Origin of the sequence: Campylobacter concisus (assembly GCF_001891085.1) — a bacterium.
Classification (GTDB): Bacteria; Campylobacterota; Campylobacteria; order Campylobacterales; family Campylobacteraceae; genus Campylobacter_A; species Campylobacter_A concisus_O.
The window spans coordinates 1-16,556 of the sequence record NZ_JXUP01000005.1; the positions used below are offsets into that span (position 1 = coordinate 1).

Sequence of the window (16,556 nt, forward strand, 5' to 3'; positions counted from 1 at the left end):
ACTAGACGAAAGGGTCATAAACCCAAAAATGGTGTCCTGCGTTGGATTCGAACCAACGGCCCCCTCATTAAAAGTGAGATGCTCTACCGACTGAGCTAGCAAGACATTTATTTAAAAAAGAATTGAGATTATACAAAAAACATTATTACATGTCAAGAAAAGGATGTTTAAAATTTGTTTTTAGCTAACATGGTTGCATGGTTAGGTTGGTTTGGCATCAATAAGTTTTCAAAATAAAATATCTCATCAAGCCCACTTGCAAGATATGCGGACACCAAATGGATGAATATTGGATTTACTAAGATATGTTTTTATTATAAAGTTTTTCTATATTAAGTATCTTACTTTTTAGCCTCATGCGAACAGTTATTGCTATACGATAGATGATGCGTAATTCGTTGTAAAAATTGTGAATAATATGGATCAACGATATTGATTGTACATATGGCTAAATAAATTATTTTGAACTAATAAATTGATGCTATAGAGTTATTTAAAGACAGCATATATTTGAGATATTCACCTGAATAAATTCTAATTGTCTCGTGTAAGTTAAACCAAAATTATAGATAGTACTTGAAAAATATTTTAAACTGCAGTCAATAAATAAAAATCTATAAGAACATAAATCTAGGATATTTAAGATTAGGATTAAACCCCATTAATAGGGGTTTAATAAATTAAATAATTATAGTCCATCAAAAGGATTTGAAACTACATCTTTGCGATCTACTATGTAAGGTATAATAGCTGCATGACGAGCTCTTTTGATCGCTTTTTCTACCATTTCTTGATGTCTTTTTGATGTGCCAGTTAAACGCCTTGGCATTATTTTAAATCTCTCTGATAAGCAATACTTCAAAAGAGAAGTATCCTTATAATCTATAAAATCAATTTTAGCTTCTGTAAATTTACAATATTTGCGTGAATATTTTCTTTTTTCTGCCATTTTCTATCCTTTAAATTAAAACGGTATTTCGTTGTCGCCATCAAAATTATCGGCGTCAATGTTTATATCAGGGATTTTCTCCTCATAGTACTCTTCTTGTGCTTTTTTATTTTGTGGTTGCATTTGCTGTCTTTGTGGTGCTGAATTTTGATATCCACCATTGCCATAGCTATTAGTTGAACCATTATTTCGTTGTTGTGAGTACGAACTATTTTGATTAAATCCACCTTGACTTTGTCCATTAGCTCCGCTATTTCCGCCAAGCATCTCCATATTTTCAACTACGATTGAGTGTTTTGAACGGTTTTGTCCGTTGTTGTCGGTCCATTGATCAAATTTCAATCTTCCTTCAACCAGAAGTTTGGAGCCTTTGCTTAAATATTGATTTGCTATCTCAGCTGATTTGCCAAAGAACGATATGTCAATAAAGCATGTCTCTTCACGTTTTTCGCCGTTAGTATTAAATTTTCTAGTAACAGCAATACCGGAATTTCCTATAGCAGATCCACTAGTAGTGTATCTTAGCTCGATATCTCTTGTTAAATTCCCAACTAGTACTACTTTATTGAACATTTTTTATCCTTGATTATTCTTCTGTAAAAGTTTGCTCGTCTACTTTTTCAACTCTTGGCTCACGCGGTGCTCTTGGCTCGCGAGGCTCTTTTTTTATAGTTTGCTTGATACCTTTGCAAAGTCTTTCCCAAGCTGCGATTTCGCGTTTATTTTCATATTTAACGCTTAAAAATCTTATGATATCTTCAGTGATCCTTACATTTCTTGTAAGTTCTGCAAGAAGCGCTGGTGGTGCTTTGTAATAGATAACAAAGTATGTTCCACGCTCGTATTTTTTGATGGCATAGGCTAACTTTCTAGTACCCATCTCAACGACAGTAGCGATCTCGCCGCCGTTTTTTGTTATAACTTCTTTTACGAAGTCAACTTTAGCTTTAACTTCCTCTTCCGTTAGTGTCGGCTTAAGAATAAATAAAAGCTCGTAATGTTTCATTTCTTCTCCTTATGGATATTTAGCTCACTTTGTGAGCAAGGATTTTGCTTTAAGCAAGGGTGGATTTTAGCTTAAAGTTACTTAATATTTGCTGTTGATAAGAGATGTTGCAAATTTAAAATAGTTGATAATACAAAAATTTCTTTATCCATTTTTGTATTTGTTTTTAGCTCTAGCTCGGCTAAATTTAGCGTTTTAAATATCTCTAGATATGTATTTAAATTTAGTTTTAAGCTATTTGCTTTTAATAAATTTGCGACATTTACAGGCGGTTGATAACCAATTGCCTCATCTAAATTTAAGCGACCATTTACCTTTATATAAGAGTAAATTTTAAATAGCCTAAAAAATGCTTTGTAAAGCGAGTTTAGAAGAAAAATTTCATTAAAATTCGGATCTTCTAGATAGTTAAAAAAGTCGTTTTTTATATCTTTTAGAGCCATAAATTTGTTAAAAAAATCGTCAAAATTTATCCCACCAAGTCCAAAAACTAGCCTTTTTATATCATCTTGTTCGATGTGAGTATTTAGGCTCTTTAACTTTGTTAGCTCGCTTGCTGCAAGGTATAAATTTTCATTATGTGTAAAGTAAAGCTCATAAAGTGCGTTTTTGGTTATGTTTAGACCAATTTTAGCTGCGCTTTTAGCTAGCAAATTTATCGCTTCATCTGGAGTTGATGGCTTAAAAAATCTCGCAAAATTTGTCCCAAAAGCCTTTTGCGTATCAAAAACTAGTTTCATATCGGACTCATAAAGTTCAAATAAAAAGTAATTATCTTGGCTTTTTGAGCAAAGCGAGATGAGCTCTTTTAGCTCTTTTGCTGGGATCTTTTTGTCGCTTTTTACATAAAGGATATTTTTGCCGCCAAAAAGCGACTGCTCGCTTAGGTGAGAGCTTGCTTGCGCGTAGTTGTACTCGTCAAAATAAAGGCTTAATAGATTTGCATCTTCGCTTGCGTAAAAGCTCAAAATTTCCTTGCCAAAAAGCTCGATCTGAAACTCATCTGCCCCAAAAAGCAAGAAGTAGTTGCTTAAATTTGCATTTGCTAAATTTAGCTCCAAATCTTTTCTATACATCGATCTTTCTTGCCACTTTTGCAAAAATTTTAGCACTTGCGATGTCGGCCTCTGTGATCTTGACGACAAGTTTTTGGAGTAAATTTGCACTGTATCCAGTTATAAAAATTCTAGCTCCAACAAAATGATCATCAAGCTTTGCGATCAAAACATTTTGGTTTTCGCTCACGTAGCAACGTACCTCTTTGCCGATGTTTGCGGCTGCCCAGCGTGCAAATTTCCTATCCATAAAGTCGTAGGCTACCTTGTCGGCTTCTCTTTCAAGCTCACTTAAATTTGCGCAGGTATTTTGGATGTTTAAAAGCAAGAAGTTGTAAAGCTTCTCATCTTTTGAAATTTTAGCCTTTAAAAGCCTGTGTAAAATGAGATCAGAATACCTTCTAATGGGGCTTGTAAAGTGTGTATATCTGTCAAATCCAAGCCCAAAGTGACCCAAATTTTCGCTTGAATATTCAGCTTTTTTTTGAGACTTGATGATGAGCTTATCTATCTCTTCTCGGTTGCCAAGTCCATCGGCTTTTAGCTGTATCTTTCTTATCAAATTTGCAAGATCGTTTTCGTAGGTAAAGTCAAGCCCCAGAAGTTGCAGGTCCTCAAGCAAGGTATCTATCTTTTTAAAATCAGGCGAAGCATGGTTTCTAAAAACGCCCTTTGTGATGAGCTTTGCGGCAGCTTTGTTCGCTAAAAGCATGCAGTCCTCGACAAGTCTATGTGAGTCAGAGTCGCTTTCAAATCTAGTTTGTAAAATTTGACCCTCTTCATCAAGACTCATTCTCAGCTCTTTTGTCCTAAAGTCAAATGCATGCAAAAGCCTTTTTTTGCGAAGCTTTGTGGTAAGTTTAAAAAGTAGCTTGACCCATGAAATTTCACACTCTCTTTTGCCTTCTAAAATTTCATCGATCTCGTCGTAATTAAAGCGCCTTTTTGAAAGGATGATCGCTTCAAAAAGCTCCTCTTTTTTTACCTCATTATTCGCATCAAGTGAAATTTTAAAGCAAAATGCAAGGCGCGGCACATCTGGCTTTAGCGAGCAGATATTTTCACTTAGCGCGCGTGGCAACATCGGCACTGAAATGTGCGGAAAGTAGATAGAAAAGCCTCTTTTTTTAGCCTCGCTGTCAATAGCGCTATATGCGGTCACATACTCGCTTACATCAGCGATTGCGACATAAATTTCTCGCTTTTTCTCATCAAAATATATGGCATCGTCAAAGTCTTTGGCATCGACTGGATCGATCGTACAAAACTCTAAATTTCTTAGATCAACTCTATTTGGATACATGCTAGCATCGACTTCGTCGCCAAAAGCCTTTGCCTCAAGCTCGCAGGCCTCGCTAAATTTATCGTTTTTATTATAAATAGCAAGCGAAATTTTCTCATCGCTTAATGGGTCTTCTAAATTTCCTAAAACCTCAACTATCTCGTTGTTTAGGTTATTTATCTTTAGTAGCGTCCCAAGTGGGAGCATCTTTAGGCTTTTTTGCGTCGCTTTTAAGGTCGTGCTTAGTCCAGTTTTTAAATTTACTCCTAAAATGGCCGCTCCAAAGCGTTTTGTATAGACCACACTTGTCTCATTTGCAAGCTTTAGACTCATCACTATCTTAGCGCTTTGGCGTTTTTTCTTAAGCGGTAAAAGCTTTGCTAACACGATATCGCCAAGGTGAGAGTTGTTTAAATTTTTATTTTCTACGATGATATCTTGCTTGAAGCGTTTATCAAACGGCATGATAAAGCCAGTTGCGTTTTGACTGATGTCTAGCTTGCCGCAGACGTAGCCATTGTTTAGGTAAAATTTATCTTTATGTGAGCTTACGGCACCAAGATTTAAGAGATTGCGTAAGACTTCTTTGTCTTCGTTTGATATCTCTTTTTCTTTGATGCCGACAAGTAATGAAGTTAAAAATTCTTTCACAAATTATCTTTGACTTTAGCGACAGCCATTAAGAACGTATCATGTCTAAAGCCATATTCGTCAAGAAGCGGTAGTGTGTTTTGTATGCTTATATCATCAAGTTGATTAAAGATATTCACAGCTGTTTTTATGACTTTTAGGGCTTTTGCATAATCTTTTATATGATCTGGTGCCTCTTCTGGATTAGTTGAATATAATATTGAGCTACTAAGCTCTGTCTCAAGATTCCATTGTTCAAAAATTTTAGCTGTAACTTCTTCGTTTGACATATCTAAAATTTCTGTTTCAAATAATGAGAGATCAGTTGGGCTAGAAATATTTTTGATCTTTTCTCTAAAATCAACATCTTGTTTGCTTTCGACTAGCTCATGAGCAAGAACTATCTTGCCAATTTCAAGCATAAATGAAGCTGGAGAGAGAATTTCTAGACTCTTAGGATTAATCTTAGAGTGCCAGTTGTACATCAATGCATTCTGAATGATCGAGATATTTAAAAAATCTTGTGTAGTAATACCATAAGGCTCTAAATTTATAGAAAAACTCTTTTTGATAGTGCTTGAAAGCGCAAAACCACGAATGGTAGCCATACCAAAAAGAGAAATAGCTCTTGCGATGGTTGTGATCTCTTGAGAAAATCCATAAAGTGGAGAGTTTGCGGAACGTAGGATATTTGCTGTTAGCATCGGATCCTTTTCAACTACTTTTGTAAGATCGCTTATTGAGCTGTTTTCATCCGCGTGTAGGCGTTGAATTTGTATAACTGTATCATCTAGCGGTGGAAGTGCTTTGATCTTTTTAAAAACTGATTCATTCATTGAGTTATCTCTTTTTATTGAATTTTCAGCGTATTTTAGCAAAATAAATTATCATAAAACTTAAAATTAGTTTCCGTGTGTTTCAGCCGATTTTTTGCTGGCTAAAGTTATAATTTTGCCAAATTTTAATAATAGGAGTAACAATGGCTATAAATGTTTATTACGATAAAGACTGTGATTTAAGTCTTATTCAAAGTAAAAAAGTAGCAATCATCGGCTTTGGCTCACAAGGTCACGCACACGCTGAAAATTTAAGAGACAATGGCGTAAGTGTCGTAATCGGTCTTGCAAAAGGTGGCAAAAGTTGGGCAAAAGCTGAAGCAAAGGGCTTTGAAGTAAAAACTGTAAGCGAAGCTACAAAAGGCGCTGATGTAGTTATGATCCTAACACCAGATGAGCTTCAAGCTGAAATTTATAAAAATGAGATCGAGCCAAATTTAAAAGATCACGCTGCTATCGCATTTGGACATGGTTTTAATGTTCATTTTGGACAGATCAAAGCTCCAGCAAACATAGACGTCATCATGATCGCTCCAAAAGCCCCAGGACACACAGTTAGAAGCGAATTTTTAAGAGGTGGCGGCATACCTGATCTTATCGCTGTTGAGCAAAATGCAAGTGGAAAGGCTAAAGAGATCGCTCTAAGCTATGCTTGCGGCATAGGTGGCGGTAGAACTGGCATCATTGAGACAACATTTAAAGATGAAACTGAAACAGATTTATTTGGTGAGCAAGCTGTGCTTTGCGGTGGTCTTTGCGCACTTGTAAATGCTGGCTTTGATACGCTTGTAGAGGCTGGCTATGAGCCTGAGATGGCATATTTTGAGTGCTTGCATGAGTTAAAATTAATCGTTGATTTGATGTATCAAGGCGGCATGGCTGATATGCGCTACTCTATCTCAAATACCGCTGAATACGGTGATTACGTAAGTGGTGTAAGAGTAGTTGGCGAAGAGAGCAGAAAGGCTATGAAAGAAGTTTTAAAAGAGATTCAAAATGGCAAATTTGCAAAAGACTTTATCCTTGAGAGAAAAGCGGGTTACGTTAGAATGAACGCTGAGCGTGGTATAGCCGAGAGAAGCTTGCTAAATCAAACTGGCAAAAAACTTCGTTCAATGATGCCTTGGATCACAAGCGGCAAACTTATAGATCAAAACAAAAACTAAACTTTGAGCGAAAAAAAAACTACAAAGAAGCGACCTGTAAAGAAAAAAACAGGTCGTTCTCATAATAAAACTTTCATCGGTATAGGTGTCATAGCGGCTATTTTGATAATCGCGCTTGTTGCAGCTCTTAGCATTAAAAATAATGGGACACAGATAGCAAATAAAGTAGATGAAACAAAGATAGAAAAGCAAATTTCTAAAAAAACTGAGCCAAAGGTTGCCAATAAAGAGAAAAAACAAGAATTTGAGAAGAGAAAATACCCTTTAAAATTTGATGAAGATGAAAATTTAAGTAAAATTTTTACCGATCCTAAACATAAAAGCGAACTTACTTTAAAGCCGAAAATAGAGTCAAAAGAGCAAAAAAAGATAGTTGAAGTAAAAACTGAAATCAAAAAAGAAGAACCAAAAAAAGAGCAAAACGATACTAAAAATTTACTTGCAAGTTATAAAAACACAGAGCCTAGCGTAATAGAAAATGAACAAAAGATAGAGCCATTTTATAGCTCAAAAATCGAACAAAAAACCGAGTTAAAATCTCAAAATTTTGAAGTAAAAATCGATCAAAATAAAAGCGCTGAAATAGAAAAAAAAGAAAAATTCAAAAGCGAGAACACAAAAGTCGAGCCAGCTAAAAAAGCTGAAAATTTAACCACTAAAAAGATAGAAAAAACAAAATATGAAGAAAAGAATATAAAAAAAGATAGCTTTGAAGCGGTACCTTTTATGCCAAACGCCAGCATAAAAGGGCGCGCAAAGCTCGTCATTATAATAGACGATGTGGCGACATTTGAACATGCAAGTATGATAAAATCGCTTGGCTTAAAAATTACGCCGTCTATTTTTCCAGCGACAAAGACTCATCCAGATACGCCAAATATCGCAAGAACATTTGAGTTTTACATGATACATCTTCCGATGCAAGCAAAACACTTTGATAGCCCAGAGATAGGAACTCTTACGATCAACGAGAGTTTTGAGAGCATGCACGAAAAGATAAAAAAGATACGCAAAGACTTCCCGCGTGCAAAATATACAAACAACCACACAGGATCACGCTTTACAAGCGATTTTGATGCTATGGATAAGGCTTATAGGGCGCTGATAGAGCAGGGCTTTGTCTTTATTGATAGCAAAACTATCGCTCAAACCGCAGTAGCAAGAGCTGCAAAAAAACATAATCAACCATACATCTCAAGAGATATATTTTTAGATGACGATCCATCGGCTAGCGCTGTTAGGCGTGAACTTGCGGCTGCTGTAAATTTGGCTAAAAAAAGAGGCTACGCGATTACCATTGGGCATCCAAAGAAAAATACGATTGCAGTGATAAAAGAGAGCAAAAATAATCTTTTAAAAGATGTTGATGTTGTTTATTTAAAAGATATTTTATGAGACTTGACTTTATCCCAGAGCCGTTAAATAGACTAAAAAATCCACCAAAACAGCTAAATTTTATCGGAGATACTTCGCTTTTATCTTTGCCAAAGATCGCAGTTGTTGGCTCAAGAAAGGCAAGTGTTTATACAAAAGAGTGCGTCACAGCACTTTGTACAGCACTAAAAAGTGCAAACGTCTGTGTGGTAAGTGGCGGAGCTATCGGCGTTGATATCGCGGCTCATAAAGCTGCTATTCCAAGAACGATTGGTATTTTTGCGAGCGGACTTGACACCATCTATCCAAGCCAAAATAAAGTGGCGATAAATGAAATTTACACCAAAGCCTTGGCTCTTAGTGAGTATGATGAAGGTGAGCCGCCACTTGCTTATAGATTTTTGGAGCGAAACCGCATAGTTGTGGGGCTTTGTGAAGCTCTAGTTGTCGCGCAAGCTGATCTTAAAAGTGGCTCAATGCAAAGTGCAAGGCTTGCAAACGAGCTTAAAATCCCAGTTTATGTACTGCCACAGCGCATGGGCGAAAGCGATGGGACAAATTTTTTGCTTGCAAATAAAAAAGCCGAGCTTATCGATAACTATCATAAATTTGCTTCACTTTTTGGCGAGATTAAAGAGCAAGAAAAGACTAGTGACGAGATTTTAGAATTTTGTAAAAATGGCGTAAGTCTTGATGAAGTTTTAGCAAGATTTGGCGATATCATCTATGAGTACGAGCTTGAAGGGTTAGTTGAAATTTCAAATCTAAGAGTAAAGAGCGTGCTATGAGAGAGAAATTTATGGCTATTGATGTTGGGTTAAAGCGAATAGGGCTTGCTTTTGGTTTTGGCGAGATCGTGACTCCGCTTGAGCCAGTGCTTAGAAAAAATAGAAATCAAGCCGCAAGAGATGTGAGCCAAAAGGTAAATGAATATACCCCAGATACGCTGGTGGTGGGCGTGCCAATCGGTGGTAGTAGCGAAGATGAGATGAGAAGACGCATCGAGCATTTTGTCTCACTTCTTGATGTAAAGGCAAATATTGTCTATCAAGATGAGGCCTTTAGCAGTAGTGAAGCTAGTGAAATTTACACAAATACAAAGCGAGATGGTAGGCTAGATAGCATTTCAGCCACTATTATTTTAAAAAGATATCTTGGGATAAATTAAAAAGTAAAAATCGGTCTATTTTTCGAGCGAATTTTTAAAAGCTAGCTGAAAGCTATCTGTGCTAAAAGGCTGCTTTAATACCGTGACATGATTTGGCAGATCGTTAGCCGACTCATCGTTTTTGCAAATGGCTACAATACGAAAATTCTTAATATTTTTAAACTCAAGTATATCTTCTAGCATTGCTTCATTTTTTAAAATTTTACTATCAATAAAAATAACAAATGGGGTAAAAATAGAATCTTTTATATGTCTCATTAGATTGCTAAGGTCGTTTTTGCCGATAACCTTTAGACCTAAAAAATTTATCTGAGCACTAATGGTGTCAAATAAAGCATCGTCATCGCAAGCGACTAAGATATTTGTATTTGTTTGATTTTTGATATTTATTTGTCTTTGGATGGCTCTATCGCCCGTTAGTGCCGCGCTAAAAGATATTAAAAATTCTCCATCATTATGAGAGATCATAGATTCATTTGCTTTTTTTAGATAGTCATTTATCTTGCTAAGATAGTAATGACTTGGTCTCATTACGCTATGGCTAGATTTTATTTTAATGTCAAAATGTACAGATTTGGGACTATAGTTTTTGAGTTGAAAGAGAATGTAAATGTCTGCATATTCGGTAGAGTAAAGGAAAAATTTGCAAATATTTTCAAGTATTTTTATGAGATTTGTAGCATCAAATTTCAAAAACCTTGGATAACTTGGATCGTAGCTAAAAATGATAGAATTTTTAGTATCTTGTGCGTCTTGGTATATGGCACTAAGAAAAATTTCCATTCTGTTTATGATATCGATAGGTTTATCTTTCATATTATCAACATCCCATCGCCGTATGAGTAAAATCTATACTTTTCATCAACTGCCGTTTTATAAATTCTTATCGTCTCTTCAAGCCCTATGAAGCTAGTAACTAGCATTATTAGAGTTGATTTTGGTAGATGAAAATTTGTAAGAAGGTAGTTTTGCCTGATAGGCTTATTATTTAGGTTTAAAAATAACTTGCAAAAGCCGCTTACTTGCTTACTTCTTGCAAATTCTTCAACACATCTAGTAACCGTCGTACCAACGCCAAGGATTGGTTTACTAGAATTTATAATCTCTTGAGCTTGCTCGCTTAGCTCGTAAAATTCTGAGTGCATTTTGTGGTCATTTATATTTTGGCACTCCACGCCTTTAAATGTCCCAGCGCCAACGTGAAGCGTAATGTAGGCGACTTCATGCTTTGCTTTTATCTGCTCTAGCATTTGTTCGCTTATGTGAAGGCTAGCTGTCGGAGCTGCCACTGCACCACTATTTTTGGCAAATATGCTTTGATACCAGCTCTCATCATCCTTTGTATCAGCCCTTTTAATGTATGGCGGAAGCGGTACGTGACCGATCTTTTCAAGCTCACTAAAAAGGTGAACATTATCAAGCAAAACGCCATTTCGCGTAAAATTTACCACCCTTGTGCCATCGTCATTTAGCTCAAGCACATTTACTTTTAGATTATCAGGAAAATTTAAAACGCTACCAGAGCTTACTTTGCCTCTTATATAGACGCTAAATTTATTCTCGCCTATGGGCTGATTTAGCATCACTTCGCAAGCCCCGCCGCTTTCTTTTTGTCCTAAAATGCGAGCTTTGATAACTTTTGTGTTATTAAAAATAACTGCAGCATCATCTGGAATAAGGCTGGAGAGATCTTTAAATTTGTAGTGTTTTATCTCTTTTGTATTTTTAAAATAGACAAGCAATCTTGCCTCTTCTTTTGGCAAAATTGGCTCTTTCGCGATGAGCTCTTCTGGTAAAAAATAATCATAACTTGAGACGTCGTTTATATTACTCATCGCTTGCTACGTCGCTGTCTTGTTCTTCTTTTTCGTCTTCATTGTCGCTCTTGTTAGCTCTTTTAGCGACGATTATTGAAATTCCATAAAGTCCGATGAGTGGTAGTGCCATTAAGACTTGACTTATTACATCAGGTGGTGTAACGATGGCTGCAAAGATAAAGATGATAACAACAGCGTATCTGAAGTAATCTTTTAGCATCTTGTCATCGACAAGTCCGATCTTTGCTAAGAAAAATGTAATGACTGGTAGCTCAAATGAAATTCCAAAGCCAATCAGTAGTTTTGCAAAAAAGCCAACATACTCGCCAATGCTTGGTAAAGCCGTAAAGAGCTGGCCACCAAAATTTACCAAAAATGCAAAGCCAAGTGGGATGACCACGTAGTAACAAAACGCCGCCCCGCACGCAAACATAAATGAAGCTGAGATGACAAATGGGATCACATATTTTTTTTCATTGTCATAAAGTCCAGGGGCGACAAATAGCCAAAACTGCCAAAAAATGATAGGTAGCGCGATCACGACACCAGCAAAAAATGCAACCTTCATCGCTGTAAAAAATGGCTCTTGAATTTGAGTAAATATGATATTTGAGCCAGCTGGCAATACCTGTTTTAGCGGTTCGCTCATCCATGCAAGCAATGGATTCCAAAACGTAAAGCAGATGCCAAAACAGACAAAAACGCTTACTATACTTATAAAAAGTCTCTTTCTAAGTTCGATTAAATGGGGTCTTAGCTCTTCAAACATTACGCCTCTTTTTTATCGTTTAAGATCGCATCTTTAACTAAATTTGTTGGATTTTGTATATTTTCTACCGTTTTTTTCGTATCGCTTACGACGTTTTGTATGCTTTCAGTGATGTCACTTGCGCTTTTCTTGATCTCGTCAAGCTCTTCAAAAGTAAGCTTTTTGCGCACACTTTGCGTACTTTTAGTTATGCTTTCTTTATATTTTTGGGCATCTTCTTTTAGCTCAGCTATCTTCATTTCTTGATCAAATGTTGATTTTGCGTCGTTTATGCCTTTTTTAAACATTTTTAGAAATTTTGCAATCTGAACCATCGCACTTGGCAGCTTGTCAGGACCTAAAACTAACACTGCAATAATGGCGATAACTAAGATTTCAGAAAAACTCATTCCAAACATTTTTGCCTCTATTAAATTTTATTTAAGCTTTGTATTTTATCTTGACTTTGCTCAAAATTTTATAAATTTAGCCTTCGATAAAGAGTGCGATCTCGTCGCTTAGTAAGAAATTTGGATTGTAAAATTTGCCATTTTTAAAGAGCAGTTTTTCATTTTCTACAAGCAGATTTGCTCTTTTTTTATGAGCCTCACTTAATCGTCCAGCCTCCACGCCAACTATGCTTCTAAGCCCTAAAAATATATGCTCTCTTACTAGCTCACTCTCGTTTAAAATTTCTTTTTCTCTGTAAGTTGGCTGCAAGATGTAGGCATTGATGCTATTTTTGGCGTAGTATCTCGTGCCATCCACGAAGCCCACGCTAAAAGCGCCCACGCCAAGGTAGTTTTTGCCCTGCCAGTAGCCAAGATTGTGCTTGCAAATTTGCCCAAAATTTGAAATTTCATACTGCACAAAGCCAGCTCTCCCAACCTGCTCTATCATAAATTTAGCCAAAGTGTCGCTATCTTTTTTATAACTTTTTTTACCAGCAAATGGGGTGTTTTCTTCAAGAGTGAGCGAGTAGGCGCTTAGATGCGTGATAGCAAGACTTTTTAAATTTTCAACCTCAGCCAAAAGGCGCTTTTTGGTATCAAATTTAGTGTCATAGATGAGATCTAAATTTATGCTCTTAAAGCCAGCTTTTCCAGCATTTTCTACAGCTTTAAAAATTTGCTCCTTGCTGTGAATGCGACCAAGAAATTTAAGCTTATCTTCAAAAAAACTTTGAGCGCCAAAGCTTATACGATTTGCACCTAAATTTTTTACATGCTTTAGCCAAGCAAAGCTTGCTGAGTTTGGATTTGCCTCGAGAGTGATCTCAGTTGTTGGAGTGCAAAGAGGAGCTAAAATGCTAAAAATTTCATCATAAAGCTTAGCATTTACCGCACTTGGTGTGCCGCCACCAAAAAAGATAGTAGAAATTTCTTTTACATTTTGGCTTTTTAGCTGAAAATTTAGATCAAGAACTAGTGCTTGAAAATAAGCGCTGGCCTTGTTAAATTCGTCATCACTTGAGCCAAAAGCACAATAAGGACACTTGCTTTCGCAAAATGGCATATGGATATAAACTTGCAAATTTCTCTCTTTTAAATTTTGAGGATTATAAGAAATTTGGCATTTATAGTAGTTTAAAAGTAGCTTTTGGTCTTTAAGAGTTTGCTTGGCAAAAAGCCAAAATTTATCTTAAAAATTTTTGCAAAATGTGCAGTATTTGCGTAACCTATGATATTTGCAGCTTCTTTTATGCTGATATCATTTTGCTCCAAAAGAGTAAAAGCGAGCTTTAGACGCTCTTTTGCTAAGAGCTGGTAGATCGTATCTTTGAAAAATAGCTTAAAATTTTTCTTTAGCCAAAAGTCATTTGTGCCACAAAGATGAGCTAGCTCTTTGATGCTTGGAGGATTTTGCATACGACTTAACAAGATCATTTTAGCTTTTAAAAGAGTCTTTTCTTCATCTCTGCTAAGTGAAAATTCGCTCTCTTTTTGTATTTTACTTTTATAAATAAGCTCTAAAATTTTCGACTCGGTAAAAATTTCCCTCATCGCGCCTTCATATAAATTTGTCGTATCAAGTTCATTCAAAACGCAAATTTGAGCTAAATCTTTTTTGTATTTTAAAAGCTCAAATTTATCATCAAATCTAAGCCCAGCAAATATCTCAAGCTTATTTGCATAGCTTTCGTCAAAAAGTAGTGTTTTAGTCTTATAAAATTTATTTTGATACTCAAAGACACCTTTAAAATCGTCATTAACAAGCCCAATGCCAAATTCATCTTTGTTTAAGATATACTCTTTTTTATCAAGCTTAAAGCAAAGATCGTTTTTATCCTCATTAAACATTAAAAATAGATATTTTTTAGACTTGTGACGATCTATTTTTATCCTGCCGTTACATAAAATTTCACTTTTTAGATAGCTAATACCACTGCTTTGCTTGAAAAACTCTACGCTTATTTGTTTTTCCTTTTGAGATATCTTTCTCGTTCCATATTTTTTGTCTAAATTTATCATTTTATCCCTCAAGCGTTAAATTTAATCCCTTTAGCGTTACGTATGATATTGATAACGATTATTTAATTTTAGTAAAATGTGCATTAAATTTTTATAAGGAGTTTTTGTGAAAAGTGCATTAAAAATTTCTATTTGTGCGGCAATTTTTATAAATTTACCGCTTTTTGCAAATGAAGATAAGGTTCTACCAGAAGTTAAAGTAGTGAGTGCAACAGGGTTTGAGCAAAATATCAAAGACGCACCAGCAACGCTTAGCGTTATAACCAAAGAGGCATTAGAAAAGAAAAATCACAAAGATATCGAGAGCATGACCAAAGATATCCCAAGTCTTTTTGGAGCAACTCTTGGGGCAGCAAATAGACGAGGAATTTCTATTCGAGGTCTTTCTCAAAGACATACAAAAATTTTAGTAAATGGTATGCCAGTACCAGGCGATAACGCCTATAAAGGGCTTAGAAGCGTTGGAGGCTCATATAGTTTTATTCCGCCAGCAAGTGCGATAAGCCGTATCGAAGTGATACGTGGACCTATGAGCTCACTTTATGGAAGTGACGCGTTAGGCGGAGTTATAAATATCATTACAGATGAGTTTAGCAATGAATTTGGTGCAAATCTTGGCTCAAGCTATAAATTTGCTAGAAATAAAAATATAAGCGGTGAGTTTTACAATAGCCTTTATTTGCACTCTGGACTAATTGACGATGTTTTAAGTGTTTCTGTTTATGGTAAAAATTTAAATAAATCAGAAGATAAAATTTCTTATGCAAATAGAGAGCAAAAGGATAGAAATTTTGGTGCGAAGCTATTTTTAAAGCCAAATGAAAATAATGATCTTACGCTTGAGCTTGCAAGAAGCGATGTGAAATATAAAAGAACTAAAGGCAAAACACTATCAACTGGTACCAACTCAGTTGCTAGTGAGAGGATAAAGGGCGATGTGATAAATTTAAGCCACGAAGCAAGGCTTGATAATATCTTGCTTCAAAGCTATTTATCTTATGGCAAGATAAAAGAGATAGCACAACAAAATTTGACACTAAAGACTCTAAATTTTGATACAAAAGGCTCATATTTTACTGATAATAACGCCTTTACTTTAGGCCTAAATGCTAAAAAAGAAAAGCTAGATGAAAAGGCGACCACGGCGGACGCTGCGAATGTAAAGAGGTATGATTATTCGGTCTATACTGAAGATGATTATCGCCTTATAAAAGACTTCATTTTAAGCACAGGTATTCGCTATAACTACGATGAGAACTATGGCTCGCACGTTTCACCAAGAATTTATGGTATCTATAACTTAAATGATTTTTTTGCCCTAAAAGGCGGAGTTAGCACAGGTTATGCGACACCTGATATCAAGCAGCGCACGCAAGATCTTGCTTTGCCATTTGCTGGAGGACGTGGAGCACAGCTTGGAAGAAGTGCTCTTAAGCCAGAGACAAGCGTAAGTTATGAATTTGGTGGCGTTTATAATAACAATGAAGGTTTTGAAACATCTTTAACTGGCTTTTACACAAGTTTTAAAGATATGCTAAGTTATAGGCCTATCTGCTCAAGAGGTAGTGTTTGCAGACATAAAGGCAAAATTTATCCAAATGGTATTTGGGAGAGTATAAATATCGGTAAAGCTGAAATTTATGGAGTTGAGCTAACAAATGAGTGGCAGGTGACAAATGCTCTTAGACTAAATCAAAGCTATGTTTATACAAAATCAAAACAAAAAGATGGCTCAGAAGTTGGCAAAAGCTTAAACAACTATCCGCTTCATACATTTAAATTTGGAGCGAACTACGAGCTAAATAGATGGCTAAATTTCTGGTCACAGATAAATTATTATGGTAGAACTAAAAACTCATTTAGCTATGCTGATGATATGAGAGCTTACGTTATCGCAGATCTTGGCATAAACTACAATGTAACTAAAAATTTCAGCCTAAACTTAAGCGTTTATAATCTATTTAACGAGTTTTTTACGACAAGATCAGGCAGATATGATGTTTTGATAGTTGATGGACAAAAGATCGAACTTGGCTTTAATTTGAAGTTTTAAA

At 35.8% G+C, this 16,556-nt stretch carries 17 protein-coding genes and 1 tRNA gene; 5 read left to right on the forward strand and 13 right to left on the reverse strand.

Going from position 1 to position 16,556, the window contains the following annotated elements:
* Positions 1-29: 29 nt before the first annotated feature.
* The 7 genes from TH67_RS04610 to TH67_RS04640 form a co-directional block, all read right to left on the reverse strand.
* A tRNA-Lys gene (locus TH67_RS04610) sits at positions 30-105 on the reverse strand.
* Between the two features lie 583 nt (positions 106-688).
* Positions 689-949 (reverse strand): 30S ribosomal protein S18, encoded by a 261-nt coding sequence (gene rpsR / locus TH67_RS04615; RefSeq protein ID WP_021091467.1) that lies wholly within the window; start codon positions 947-949, stop codon positions 689-691.
* Between the two features lie 15 nt (positions 950-964).
* The gene (locus TH67_RS04620; RefSeq protein ID WP_072594568.1) at positions 965-1,522 is read right to left on the reverse strand and encodes a single-stranded DNA-binding protein; all 558 of its coding nucleotides are present in this window, start codon (positions 1,520-1,522) and stop codon (positions 965-967) included.
* Positions 1,523-1,535: 13 nt separating this feature from the next.
* Positions 1,536-1,955 (reverse strand): 30S ribosomal protein S6, encoded by a 420-nt coding sequence (rpsF, locus tag TH67_RS04625; protein WP_072594569.1) that lies wholly within the window; start codon positions 1,953-1,955, stop codon positions 1,536-1,538.
* A gap of 77 nt (positions 1,956-2,032) precedes the next feature.
* Entirely contained in the window at positions 2,033-3,031 is a 999-nt protein-coding gene (gene holA / locus TH67_RS04630; RefSeq protein ID WP_072594570.1) for a DNA polymerase III subunit delta, read from the reverse strand.
* Complete coding sequence (locus tag TH67_RS04635; protein WP_072594571.1) at positions 3,024-4,943, reverse strand: RNB domain-containing ribonuclease; 1,920 nt, start codon at positions 4,941-4,943, stop codon at positions 3,024-3,026. The genes holA and TH67_RS04635 overlap by 8 nt, the downstream gene beginning before the upstream one ends.
* On the reverse strand, positions 4,940-5,758 hold the full coding sequence (locus TH67_RS04640; protein ID WP_072594572.1) for an HDOD domain-containing protein: 819 nt from the start codon (positions 5,756-5,758) through the stop codon (positions 4,940-4,942). Before TH67_RS04640 ends, TH67_RS04635 begins: the two co-directional genes overlap by 4 nt.
* 143 nt (positions 5,759-5,901) lie before the next feature.
* Here TH67_RS04640 and ilvC point away from each other — a divergent pair, with 143 nt between their 5' ends.
* Genes ilvC through ruvX form a run of 4 tightly spaced genes read left to right on the forward strand, consistent with a single transcriptional unit; the run spans position 5,902 to position 9,466 of the window.
* Positions 5,902-6,924 carry a ketol-acid reductoisomerase gene (gene ilvC, locus TH67_RS04645; RefSeq protein WP_072594573.1) on the forward strand — a complete coding sequence of 341 codons (1,023 nt, stop codon included), beginning with the start codon at positions 5,902-5,904 and terminating at the stop codon, positions 6,922-6,924.
* A 3-nt stretch (positions 6,925-6,927) separates the two neighbouring features.
* Positions 6,928-8,319, forward strand: coding sequence for a divergent polysaccharide deacetylase family protein (locus tag TH67_RS04650; protein WP_072594574.1), 1,392 nt, complete (start codon positions 6,928-6,930; stop codon positions 8,317-8,319).
* A complete protein-coding gene (locus TH67_RS04655) occupies positions 8,316-9,086 on the forward strand; it encodes a DNA-processing protein DprA (protein ID WP_072594575.1) in 771 nt (256 codons plus the stop codon). The genes TH67_RS04650 and TH67_RS04655 overlap by 4 nt, the downstream gene beginning before the upstream one ends.
* Positions 9,083-9,466, forward strand: a complete 384-nt coding sequence (ruvX, locus tag TH67_RS04660; protein WP_072594576.1) for a Holliday junction resolvase RuvX — start codon at positions 9,083-9,085, stop codon at positions 9,464-9,466. The genes TH67_RS04655 and ruvX overlap by 4 nt, the downstream gene beginning before the upstream one ends.
* A gap of 15 nt (positions 9,467-9,481) precedes the next feature.
* On the opposite strand, the gene TH67_RS04665 is transcribed toward ruvX, so the two are convergent.
* The 6 genes from TH67_RS04665 to TH67_RS04695 all read right to left on the reverse strand — a co-directional run bounded on the left by TH67_RS04665 (position 9,482) and on the right by TH67_RS04695 (position 14,502).
* Positions 9,482-10,282, reverse strand: a complete 801-nt coding sequence (locus TH67_RS04665) for a hypothetical protein (RefSeq protein WP_072594577.1) — start codon at positions 10,280-10,282, stop codon at positions 9,482-9,484.
* On the reverse strand, positions 10,279-11,301 hold the full coding sequence (gene queA / locus TH67_RS04670) for a tRNA preQ1(34) S-adenosylmethionine ribosyltransferase-isomerase QueA (RefSeq protein ID WP_072594578.1): 1,023 nt from the start codon (positions 11,299-11,301) through the stop codon (positions 10,279-10,281). The genes TH67_RS04665 and queA overlap by 4 nt, the downstream gene beginning before the upstream one ends.
* Positions 11,294-12,052 (reverse strand): twin-arginine translocase subunit TatC, encoded by a 759-nt coding sequence (gene tatC / locus TH67_RS04675; protein WP_072594579.1) that lies wholly within the window; start codon positions 12,050-12,052, stop codon positions 11,294-11,296. Before tatC ends, queA begins: the two co-directional genes overlap by 8 nt.
* Positions 12,052-12,450 (reverse strand): Sec-independent protein translocase protein TatB, encoded by a 399-nt coding sequence (gene tatB / locus TH67_RS04680; RefSeq protein WP_072594580.1) that lies wholly within the window; start codon positions 12,448-12,450, stop codon positions 12,052-12,054. Before tatB ends, tatC begins: the two co-directional genes overlap by 1 nt.
* A gap of 67 nt (positions 12,451-12,517) precedes the next feature.
* Positions 12,518-13,564 (reverse strand): radical SAM family heme chaperone HemW, encoded by a 1,047-nt coding sequence (hemW, locus tag TH67_RS04690; protein ID WP_072594581.1) that lies wholly within the window; start codon positions 13,562-13,564, stop codon positions 12,518-12,520.
* A 53-nt stretch (positions 13,565-13,617) separates the two neighbouring features.
* Positions 13,618-14,502 (reverse strand): helix-turn-helix domain-containing protein, encoded by an 885-nt coding sequence (locus TH67_RS04695; RefSeq protein WP_072594582.1) that lies wholly within the window; start codon positions 14,500-14,502, stop codon positions 13,618-13,620.
* Positions 14,503-14,608: 106 nt separating this feature from the next.
* Here TH67_RS04695 and TH67_RS04700 point away from each other — a divergent pair, with 106 nt between their 5' ends.
* Positions 14,609-16,555, forward strand: a complete 1,947-nt coding sequence (locus TH67_RS04700) for a TonB-dependent receptor domain-containing protein (RefSeq protein ID WP_072594583.1) — start codon at positions 14,609-14,611, stop codon at positions 16,553-16,555.
* Position 16,556 lies beyond the last annotated feature (1 nt).

Excerpts from the sequence above, each read along its gene's own strand:
- queA (WP_072594578.1), bottom strand. The coding sequence starts at position 11,301 with ATGAGTAATATAAACGACGTCTCAAGTTATGATTATTTTTTACCAGAA.
- ilvC (WP_072594573.1), top strand. The coding sequence starts at position 5,902 with ATGGCTATAAATGTTTATTACGATAAAGACTGTGATTTAAGTCTTATT.
- TH67_RS04620 (WP_072594568.1), bottom strand. The coding sequence starts at position 1,522 with ATGTTCAATAAAGTAGTACTAGTTGGGAATTTAACAAGAGATATCGAG.
- holA (WP_072594570.1), bottom strand. The coding sequence starts at position 3,031 with ATGTATAGAAAAGATTTGGAGCTAAATTTAGCAAATGCAAATTTAAGC.
- tatC (WP_072594579.1), bottom strand. The coding sequence starts at position 12,052 with ATGTTTGAAGAGCTAAGACCCCATTTAATCGAACTTAGAAAGAGACTT.
- TH67_RS04640 (WP_072594572.1), bottom strand. The coding sequence starts at position 5,758 with ATGAATGAATCAGTTTTTAAAAAGATCAAAGCACTTCCACCGCTAGAT.
- TH67_RS04695 (WP_072594582.1), bottom strand. The coding sequence starts at position 14,502 with ATGATAAATTTAGACAAAAAATATGGAACGAGAAAGATATCTCAAAAG.
- rpsR (WP_021091467.1), bottom strand. The coding sequence starts at position 949 with ATGGCAGAAAAAAGAAAATATTCACGCAAATATTGTAAATTTACAGAA.
- tatB (WP_072594580.1), bottom strand. The coding sequence starts at position 12,450 with ATGTTTGGAATGAGTTTTTCTGAAATCTTAGTTATCGCCATTATTGCA.
- rpsF (WP_072594569.1), bottom strand. The coding sequence starts at position 1,955 with ATGAAACATTACGAGCTTTTATTTATTCTTAAGCCGACACTAACGGAA.
- TH67_RS04665 (WP_072594577.1), bottom strand. The coding sequence starts at position 10,282 with ATGAAAGATAAACCTATCGATATCATAAACAGAATGGAAATTTTTCTT.
- ruvX (WP_072594576.1), top strand. The coding sequence starts at position 9,083 with ATGAGAGAGAAATTTATGGCTATTGATGTTGGGTTAAAGCGAATAGGG.
- TH67_RS04655 (WP_072594575.1), top strand. The coding sequence starts at position 8,316 with ATGAGACTTGACTTTATCCCAGAGCCGTTAAATAGACTAAAAAATCCA.